Origin of the sequence: Ilumatobacter sp. (genome assembly GCF_049588435.1) — a bacterium.
In the GTDB taxonomy this organism is placed as follows: Bacteria; Actinomycetota; Acidimicrobiia; order Acidimicrobiales; family Ilumatobacteraceae; genus Ilumatobacter_A.
Genome location: NZ_JBAVYV010000553.1, coordinates 1 through 5335 on the forward strand (window position 1 = coordinate 1; position 5335 = coordinate 5335).

Annotated in this window: 5 protein-coding genes and 1 pseudogene; all 6 read left to right on the forward strand. The window is 67.0% G+C overall.

What is annotated here, in order from left to right; translation table 11 throughout:
* The first annotated feature begins 80 nt into the window (after positions 1-80).
* Positions 81-773: a CDP-alcohol phosphatidyltransferase family protein gene (locus WBV89_RS20750; protein ID WP_423983232.1), complete on the forward strand. Its 693-nt coding sequence runs from the start codon at positions 81-83 to the stop codon at positions 771-773.
* Entirely contained in the window at positions 773-1771 is a 999-nt protein-coding gene (locus WBV89_RS20755; RefSeq protein ID WP_423983234.1) for a phosphatidylinositol mannoside acyltransferase, read from the forward strand. Before WBV89_RS20750 ends, WBV89_RS20755 begins: the two co-directional genes overlap by 1 nt.
* Positions 1768-2877, forward strand: coding sequence for a glycosyltransferase family 4 protein (locus tag WBV89_RS20760; RefSeq protein ID WP_423983235.1), 1110 nt, complete (start codon positions 1768-1770; stop codon positions 2875-2877). Before WBV89_RS20755 ends, WBV89_RS20760 begins: the two co-directional genes overlap by 4 nt.
* Before the next feature lie 79 nt (positions 2878-2956).
* Positions 2957-3862 carry a M48 family metallopeptidase gene (locus tag WBV89_RS20765; RefSeq protein ID WP_423983236.1) on the forward strand — a complete coding sequence of 302 codons (906 nt, stop codon included), beginning with the start codon at positions 2957-2959 and terminating at the stop codon, positions 3860-3862.
* Positions 3862-4977, forward strand: a complete 1116-nt coding sequence (locus WBV89_RS20770; protein WP_423983237.1) for a DUF3048 domain-containing protein — start codon at positions 3862-3864, stop codon at positions 4975-4977. The genes WBV89_RS20765 and WBV89_RS20770 overlap by 1 nt, the downstream gene beginning before the upstream one ends.
* A gap of 27 nt (positions 4978-5004) precedes the next feature.
* Positions 5005-5335 (forward strand): annotated as a pseudogene (locus tag WBV89_RS20775) (pyridoxal 5'-phosphate synthase lyase subunit PdxS); the annotation flags it as partial.

Here is a 5335-nt window from a genome sequence, read left to right on the forward strand (position 1 = left end):
CGGGCTGGTGCTCGTCGACGCCCTCGACGGTTCGATCGTGGAGCAACTCGTCGAAGCGAACCCGGACTAACCTCGACACGATGTTCGACGGCACCTTCAGGAAACCGGTCGACAAAGCCGTCAAGCCGATCGGCAACGCCCTGCGGCGCACCGGACTGACCCCTGATCACCTCACGATCGTCGGACTCGTCGTCGGCATCGCAGCCGGTGTCGCGATCGGTTCGGGCCGGCTCTGGCTCGGTGCTTTCCTCGTCGTTCTCGCGGGTCTTCCCGACCTCCTGGACGGTGCGCTCGCCAAAGCCTCGGGCGCTGCCAGCCAGCGCGGCGCGTTCTTCGACTCCACCGTCGACCGTGTCACCGACATGTTCCTGCTCGGCGGGATCGCCTGGTACCTCGCGACCGACCCCCAGTACCCGGACGCGATGCCGATCCTGCCGTTCGCGATCGCCGGCGTCTCGTCGCTGGTCAGCTACCAGCGGGCCAAGGCCGAATCGCTCGGGATCGATGCCAAGGGTGGCCTGATGGAGCGCGCCGAACGGATCATCGCGATTCTGATCGGTCTCGTGGTCAACGTGCTGCTCATCCCGATCCTGTGGCTGATGCTCGTGCTGACCACGATCACCGCCATGCAGCGGTTCTGGAAGGTGTGGAAGCAGGCGGCGGTCGCTCCGGTCACCCAGGAGCGGATCGAGATGCGCCGCACCCGTCGGGCCACCCGGAGGGTGATGCGGACCGAGCGTCGTCGGACGCGAGTCCCGCGTCGACGACCCTGATGGCCGAACTGACCGACGCATTCACGACCAACGGGTACAAGCTGGCCGCACTCGCCGCCCGCGTCACCCCGGGGGTGCTCGCAGCCGGCCTCGCCGTGCCGTTCGGTGCGGGAGCGAACTTCTTCAGCCCGGAGCGCCGCGAGATGATCGAGCGTCATCTCCGCCGGGTCGACCCCACGTTGCGCGGGCTCCGCCTGCGCCGCGCGAGCCAGCAGGCGTTCGACTTCTACGCCCGCTACTGGATCGAGAGCTTTCGCCTTCCGACGATGTCGAAGCGCGCGGTCGACCGGGGTTTCACCGACGATGGATATCCCCAGATCGTCGAGGCGCTGCGAGCCGGAAACGGAGCGATCCTCGCGCTTCCACATCTCGGTGGATGGGAGTGGGCCGGGCGGTGGATCGCCGATCAGGGCCACGAGATCACCGTCGTGGTCGAGCACCTGGAGCCGCCGGAACTGTTCGACTGGTTCGTCGACCTCCGCTCGAAGCTGGGGATGCACGTCGTCCCGCTCGGCCCCAAGGCGGGGTCCGCCGTGATCTCGGCGCTGCGCGCGAATCACATCGTCTGCCTGCTCTCCGACCGCGACATCGGCCAGTCCGGGCCCGAGGTCGAGTTCTTCGGCGAGACGACGACGCTGCCCGGAGGGGCGGCGACGATCGCGCTGCGGACCGGCGCGCCGATCTTCCCGACCGCCGTCTACTTCACCGATCGGATCGATGCCCATCTGGGCTGGGTGCGACCACCGCTCTGGCCGGAACGACAGGCGAAGCGACTGCGCGACGACGTCGATCGCATCACCCAGGACATCGCCCGCGAACTCGAGACGCTCATTCGACGCGCGCCGTCCCAATGGCATCTCTTCCAGCCCAACTGGCCATCGGACCCCGGATATGGGGGCTCGGCCACGACCGAGATCACGACGAAGTCCAGGACCACCACGAAGTCGGGGACCACGACGAAGTCCAGGACCACGACGCAATGGGCGCGCGGACGATGACGATGCGGGTCGGGATCATCTGTCCGTACAGCCTCAGCGTTCCCGGTGGGGTGCAGATGCAGGTGCTGAGCCTGGCCAAGGAGCTCCGCTCGAGAGGGCTCGAAGCGCGTGTGCTCGGGCCGTGTGACGGGCCTCCGCCCGCGAGTTTCGTCACGCCGCTCGGAAAGTCGTTGCCGACGTCGGCCAACGGGTCGATCGCGCCGCTCGCGCCGGACCCTCCCGCGATGTTCCGAACGCTGCAGGCGCTGGCCGCCGAGCGATTCGACGTCGTCCATCTGCACGAACCGATGGTGCCGGGGCCGACGTTGACCGCGGCGGTGACCCACCGCTATCCGACGGTCGGAACGTTCCACGCAGCCGGTCGATCGGCGAGCTACAGGCTGATCAAACCGTGGCTGCTGTCGTGGATCAAGCGGATCGACCACAAGGTGGTGGTGTCGAAGGACGCGCTCGAGCTCGTCCAGTCGCACCTGGGCGGCGACTACGAGGTCTTGTTCAACGGCGTCGAAGTCGAGCAGATCCGGGAAACCCCGCCGTTCGTGCGACAGCCCGACGATTCGCCGGCGATCCTCTTCTGTGGTCGCCACGAGGAACGCAAGGGACTCGATGTCCTGATCGACGCGTTCACGCGTCTCGACGTCGCCGCCGAATTGTGGATCGCCGGCACCGGGCCGGACACGGCGCGCCTCACCGCTCGGACGGCGGGCGACGATCGCATCCGCTGGCTCGGCAGGATCACCGACGAGGACAAGTTCGCCCGGCTGCGCGCCGCCGAAGTGTTCTGTGCGCCATCGCTTGGGGGTGAGTCGTTCGGAGTCGTCCTCGTCGAGGCGTTGGCCGCCGGGACCACGGTGGTCGCGAGCGGGCTCGACGGGTACCGCAACGTCGTCACCGACGAGCACGACGCACTGCTGTGTGAGCCGGGCGATGTCGACGCGCTCGTGGTGAGCTTGCGACGGGCGCTGGCGGACCGGACGGGGTCGCAGCGGCTGCGCGCAGCTGCCGCCACGAGGGCCGAACAGTTCGCGATGTCCGCTCTCGCCGACCGCTACATCGAGATCTATCACGATCTCGCGCAGACCCGACCCCGTACACTGCGACCATGAATCTGCGCATCGACGAAGATCGGCCTCCGAACGCGCACGCGCTGCGATTCTGCGCGAGCCACTCGGCGCGCCGTCCCCGATGACCGACCTCGTCGGATCGAACAAGCGCCGAAGTCTCGCCCTGGTCGGCGCCTTCGTCATCGGGGTGACACTCCTCGGTTTCGTGCTCGGGCTCCTGCTCGGCAGCGTCGCGGTGGTCACCGGAGTCGCGTTCGTGTTCGCGGTTCTCTTCGTCGCGGGTTCGTACTCCGGGGCCGATTCGATCGCGCTGCGTGTCAGTCGTGCCCAGCCGGCCGATCCGGAGAAGTACACACGCCTCCACAACCTCGTCGACGGCTTGTGCGTCACCGTGGGTGTTCCGAAGCCCGCCGTGCTCGTCGTCGATGACCCGGCGCCGAACGCCTTCGCGACGGGCCGCGGGCCGAACCACGCGTCGCTCGTCATGACGACGGGGATGCTCGACTCGTTGGAACGCGTGGAGTTGGAGGGTGTGGTCGCGCACGAACTCAGTCACATCAAGAACTACGACACCCTCGTCTCGACCCTCGCGGTGACGCTCGTGGGAGCCATTCCGCTGTGCGCCGACCTGTTGCTTCGCCTGAAGTGGTGGAACGGCGGCCGCGTCGAGCGTCCGGCCGATCCGGCCGAGAGCGGCAACCCGATCGCATTCGGCGGGTATGCACTCCTGCTCTTCTCGCCGTTGTTCGGCTGGGTGATGCGCACCGTGATCCCGGTCCGACGCGAGACGCTCGCCGACCTGAGTGCATGTCGGTTGACGCGCTATCCGCCGGGGTTGATCGCCGCCCTGGAAAAACTCGACGAAGACACGACGGTGACGCATTCTGCGACGACGGCCACGGCACACTTGTGGATCGGACAGCCCCTGAGCGGTGTCGGCGACGCCGGCAGATTCGGGGGGATCCACAAAATGTTCGACACGCACCCACCGCTCGACGAGCGCATCGCATTGCTGAGGGAACTCTGATGAATTCGAAGATCATCGCGGCGATCACCGCGCTCGCTCTGACCGTCGCCGCATGTGGCGGTTCGGACGATTCGTTCGCCGGGACGATGGCCGAGACGACCACGACCACGACGACCACCACGACCACGACGACGACGACAACGACCACGACGGTTCCCGAGACCACCACCACGGTTCCGCCCGTCGTCGAGCCACTCCGTCAGCCTCTGACCGGTGCTCCCGTGGAGTCGGAGGAGGAGCTGCTCACCCGCCCCGCGCTCGTCGTCAAGATCGACAACAACGAGGAGAGCGCACGTCAGCGCCACACGGGCATCGCGCTCGCCGACATCGTGTTCGAGGAGATCGTCGAGAATCAGGACACGCGGTTCGCCGCAATCTTCCACACCAACGATGCCGACCCGGTCGGGCCGATCCGCTCCGGACGCTCGCAGGACGTCGACCTGCTCACGTCGTTCGACCAGCCGCTGTTCGCGTGGTCCGGAGGCAACCCGGGTGTGACCCGGCTGATCGCCGACTCGACGTTGACCGACCTCAACGCCAACCGTGGAGGTCAGGGGTACTACCGCGGTCCCGGCTCGGCACCGCACAACCTGTACAACTCGACCGAAGCGCTGTGGGCGCAGACGCCCCCCGACCACCCCGGGGCGCCGCCCCAGCAGTACGAATACCTCCTGCCGGGCGACGAGATCGAAGGATGGACTCCGGTCGAAGGCGTCGACCTCCCGATGCGCAGCAACTTCGTGCAATGGGACTGGAACGCCGCCGAAGGCACGTTCATGCGCTCGCAGGCCGGAAGCCCGCACATGGACATCGCGAACGGCCAGATCAGCGCCGACAACGTGATCGTGATGGTCGCAACGTACCTGCCCAGCCAGATCGACCGGAACTCGCCGGAGGCCCAGACCGTGGGGTCGGGTCAGGCATACATCTTCAGCAATGGGCAATACCGCCAGGCGTCGTGGATCCGCGATTCCAACACCGAACCGATCCGCTTCCTCGACGGCAAGGGTGGCGACGACATCCTGCTCACCCCCGGCAACACGTGGATCGAACTGGCCGAGCACAACGGCAACACCGACGACGCGCTGATCAGTACCGAGATGACCATCCGCTGACGCCTGAACCGGAAGTACGCTGAGCTGATGAGCGATTCCGGAACATCGTCCACTTTTGCGGTCAAGCGCGGGCTGGCCGAGATGATGAAGGGCGGCGTCATCATGGACGTCGTCACCCCCGACCAGGCGAAGATCGCCGAAGACGCCGGCGCGGTCGCCGTGATGGCGCTCGAGCGTGTGCCCGCCGACATCCGCGTCGACGGTGGCGTCGCGCGCATGAGCGATCCCGAAATGATCGAGGGGATCCAGTCGGTCTGCTCGATTCCGGTGATGGCCAAGGCGCGCATCGGCCATTTCGTCGAGGCGCAGATCCTCCAGGCCCTCAACGTCGACTTCGTCGACGAGTCCGAGGTGCTCA

Excerpts from the sequence above, each read along its gene's own strand:
- WBV89_RS20750 (WP_423983232.1), top strand. The coding sequence starts at position 81 with ATGTTCGACGGCACCTTCAGGAAACCGGTCGACAAAGCCGTCAAGCCG.
- WBV89_RS20755 (WP_423983234.1), top strand. The coding sequence starts at position 773 with ATGGCCGAACTGACCGACGCATTCACGACCAACGGGTACAAGCTGGCC.
- WBV89_RS20760 (WP_423983235.1), top strand. The coding sequence starts at position 1,768 with ATGACGATGCGGGTCGGGATCATCTGTCCGTACAGCCTCAGCGTTCCC.
- WBV89_RS20765 (WP_423983236.1), top strand. The coding sequence starts at position 2,957 with ATGACCGACCTCGTCGGATCGAACAAGCGCCGAAGTCTCGCCCTGGTC.
- WBV89_RS20770 (WP_423983237.1), top strand. The coding sequence starts at position 3,862 with ATGAATTCGAAGATCATCGCGGCGATCACCGCGCTCGCTCTGACCGTC.